Source organism: Betaproteobacteria bacterium (assembly GCA_016791345.1).
In the GTDB taxonomy this organism is placed as follows: Bacteria; Pseudomonadota; Gammaproteobacteria; order Burkholderiales; family JAEUMW01; genus JAEUMW01.
In genome coordinates this window covers 1-3,174 of record JAEUMW010000014.1, presented here as the reverse complement: position 1 = coordinate 3,174, position 3,174 = coordinate 1, and the positions used below count along the sequence as shown (strand labels likewise).

The following is a 3,174-nucleotide window of genomic DNA, read 5'->3' as shown; positions in this document are numbered from 1 at the left end:
GCCGCAGCCGGCCAGCAGCACTACGGCTGCGCACAGCGTCATGCCCACCCTGGCGAGCATTCGAGGGTTGCTGCAACGCGCAAACTTCGGCATAGTCGGGTCCCCACCTTTTCATCCGCGGGATCCGGCGCCGTAGCGCTGGCCCCGTCGGCGTCTCTTTAACGATTTGCGGGAGTCAGGATATGAGTATCCTAAGCGAGTTCAAGGAATTTGCGCTCAAGGGCAACGTGATGGACCTCGCCGTAGGTGTGATCATCGGCGGCGCATTCGGCAAGATCGTGGACTCGGTCGTGAGCGACCTGATCATGCCGGTCGTGGGACGCATCGCAGGGGGACTCGACTTCTCGAGCTACTACGTCAAGCTCAAGGACGCCCCGCCGGGCACCGTGGAAACCCTGGACGGATTGAAGAAAGCAGGGGTGCCGGTGTTCGCCTACGGCAACTTCATCACCATCGCGCTCAACTTCGTGATCCTGGCCTTCATCATTTTCATGATGGTGAAGTGGATCAACAAGCTGCGGTCGCAGACACCGCCTGCGCCGGCGGAAGATCCGGCGGACGTCGTGCTCCTGCGCGAGATACGCGACGAGCTGAAGAAGCGCTAGTTGCGTCCGCGTACAGTCGCTCAAGCGCGCAATCCGCGGCTACACTGCGGATTCCGGCATCACCCAGATCGATGACAAGAACCGTCTTTCCGTCATGGAGGTGCATCAGATGACCGCCGTCGAGCGCTGCTTTACCGAGTTCGTGAACGTCGTGCAGAAACTGGTCGTCCCTGCCGTGGAACGGCGTCGTGTCAATGCGTATCCCGATCCGGGACCGGCGTTCTCCGAGCGGTTGCGCGGTCTTGGCCTGGTTCCGGAACGCTTCTACCGCGGCGGCATGACCTTCGATCCCAAGCGCGCGGAAATCCTGATGGACGAGATCGACGCCAACCCGCCGCGGGAGCTGCTGGAACTCGGTTGCGGCAACACGACGGCGATACTTTGCGCGCTCGGGTACAAGCACGGCTTCAACGTCACCTCTCTCGAAAACCATCCGGATTCGATCGGTTACGTGAACTACCTGCTGGAGGGGCTGCCGTTCCGGAATCGCACGAACATCCTTCGGTGCGGCTTCGCGCGGCACAGCTATCCGGATGGCGAGCGCTACTGGTGGTATGACGTCGACCTCGGCAAGCTCGGCAAGACCTACGATCTCGTCTTCGTCGACGGTCCGATGAAGTCGCTCGTGGGACGCAACGGCGCGCTGCCGGAGGTATGGCCTTTTCTCGCCAGCGGCTGGAGACTCTTTCTGGACGACGCCAAAGTCCCGAAGGGCAAGGCGACGCTCGCCGAGTGGCAGCGGTATTTCCCGGGCATAGAGGTGCAGTCCTATGAGAAGGTCTGGGGCTGCCTCGCAAAGGTTACCCCGCAGCCGGGATCGACGACGTAGACTGCCCCGCAGCCGGGATCGACGACGTAGACTGCCCCGCGGCCGGCACGCGTCCGCCGACACGGCCCCGTATCGGCGGATCGCAACTTCGTTCGCGCCACGTCCGCTCAATAGGTAGCGAACATTCGCTGAATCTCCTTCGTGCTGTTCGTCCGGGTGAGCGCCAGCATCAACAGGATGCGCGCCTTCTGCGGACTCAGCGTGTCCGATACCACGAAGTCGAGTTCGTCGTCGTTTGCTTCACCGTTGCGCACCACCACACCGTTGCCGACGCGCGAACTGCGCACGATGATCACCCCCTTCTGCCGTGCCTCGACGAGCGCCGGCTTGACCTGTGCGGCGAGGCTGCCATCGCCGACCCCCGCATGTACGATGCCCTTGTCACCGGCAGCGACGAAGGCATCGATCGGCACCCGGTTCATGTTCGCGTAGCCGTAGACGATGTCGACCGCGGGCAGCGCATCGAGGCCCGCGACGTCGAACTCGGTATCCGCGGTGTGCTTGCGCACCGGCTGTCGGTAGAAATGGGGACGCGCGCCGATCATGTACCCGAGATAGCCGAGGTCATAGGCCCGGAACGAGTCCAGCGTCGTGGTCGTGGTCTTGGTGAGATCCCGGGCATCGCCGATCTGATCGTTCATGCAGACGAGCACCCCGCGGCCGGCCGCTTCTTTGCTCGCCGCGAGTCCGACGCCGTTGTAGAGGTTGAACGGGCCGTCCGCACTCATCGCCGTGGACGGTCGCATCGCGCCGACCAGCACCACCGGCTTGCGACTCTTCACCACCAGGTTCAAAAAGTAGGCGGTTTCTTCGAGCGTGTCGGTGCCGTGCGTGATGACGATGCCGTCCACGTCCGGCTGCGCCAGCAGGGTGTTGATGCGCTTGGCGAGCTTGAGCCAGATGTCGTTGGTCATGCTTTCGCTCGCGACCTGCGCGACCTGTTCGCCGCGCACGTTGGCAATCTTCTTCATTTCGGGGACAGCCTCGATCAATTGATCGACGGCCACTTTCGCCGCGGTGTAGCCGGTGGTCTGCGTGGCGGAAGCTCCGGTGCCCGCGATGGTGCCGCCGGTGGCGAGGATGACGATGTTGGCGAGCCTTGCCGGGGGCGCCTCTTCTTTCGCCTGGGCGGCAGCAACGAGCAGCGCGCAGAGCGCCCCTGCCAAGAGCGGCCGCAATGACTTCTCGATCTGCATGATGACGCTCCTCTGTTGAACGCTTCGGGGCCGTGCGGGCACGCCTGGTCAGTGTGCCTGGTCCCAGTTCGATCCGACGCCCACTTCCACCGGGATCGGCACCGCAAGCGTCGCCACGTTGCCCATCAACGGCGGCAGCTCCGTGGTCACTCTTACCACTTCACCGTCCGGCACTTCTAGCACTAGTTCGTCGTGCACCTGCAGGATGAGCCGCGTTGCGAGGCCTTCACGCTCGATCCATCCCTGCACGGCGATCATCGCCAGCTTGATGAGATCGGCCGCAGTGCCCTGCATCGGGGCGTTGATCGCGGCGCGCTCGGCGCCCTGCCGCCGCGCCGGGTTGCCGCTGCGAATCTCCGGCAGCCACAGCCGTCGGCCGAACACCGTCTCCACGTAGCCCTGTGCCCTCGCTTGCCCACGCGTTCGCTCCATGTAGGCGGCAACGCCCGGGTAACGCGCGAAGTACCGCTCCATGTACTGCTGCGCGGCGCCGCGCTCGACCCCGAGCTGTGCGGCGAGCCCGAATGCCGACATGCCGTAGATG

4 protein-coding genes are annotated in these 3,174 nt (G+C 64.1%); 2 read left to right on the top strand and 2 right to left on the bottom strand.

Annotated elements, in window-relative coordinates; all coding sequences use genetic code 11:
* Positions 1–182 precede the first annotated feature (182 nt).
* On the top strand, positions 183–605 hold the full coding sequence (gene mscL, locus JNK68_00405) for a large conductance mechanosensitive channel protein MscL (protein MBL8538806.1): 423 nt from the start codon (positions 183–185) through the stop codon (positions 603–605).
* A 109-nt stretch (positions 606–714) separates the two neighbouring features.
* Positions 715–1,434 (top strand): class I SAM-dependent methyltransferase, encoded by a 720-nt coding sequence (locus tag JNK68_00400; protein ID MBL8538805.1) that lies wholly within the window; start codon positions 715–717, stop codon positions 1,432–1,434.
* 107 nt (positions 1,435–1,541) lie between these two features.
* Here JNK68_00400 and JNK68_00395 read toward each other — a convergent pair whose 3' ends face one another.
* Positions 1,542–2,630: a type II asparaginase gene (locus JNK68_00395; GenBank protein MBL8538804.1), complete on the bottom strand. Its 1,089-nt coding sequence runs from the start codon at positions 2,628–2,630 to the stop codon at positions 1,542–1,544.
* Between the two features lie 48 nt (positions 2,631–2,678).
* The coding region (locus JNK68_00390) for a DNA polymerase I (protein MBL8538803.1) at positions 2,679–3,174 on the bottom strand (496 nt) is incomplete at its 5' end.

What these genes read in the sequence shown, in the direction of transcription:
- mscL (MBL8538806.1), top strand. Translation starts at nt 183, where the DNA reads ATGAGTATCCTAAGCGAGTTCAAGGAATTTGCGCTCAAGGGCAACGTG.
- JNK68_00400 (MBL8538805.1), top strand. Translation starts at nt 715, where the DNA reads ATGACCGCCGTCGAGCGCTGCTTTACCGAGTTCGTGAACGTCGTGCAG.
- JNK68_00395 (MBL8538804.1), bottom strand. Translation starts at nt 2,630, where the DNA reads ATGCAGATCGAGAAGTCATTGCGGCCGCTCTTGGCAGGGGCGCTCTGC.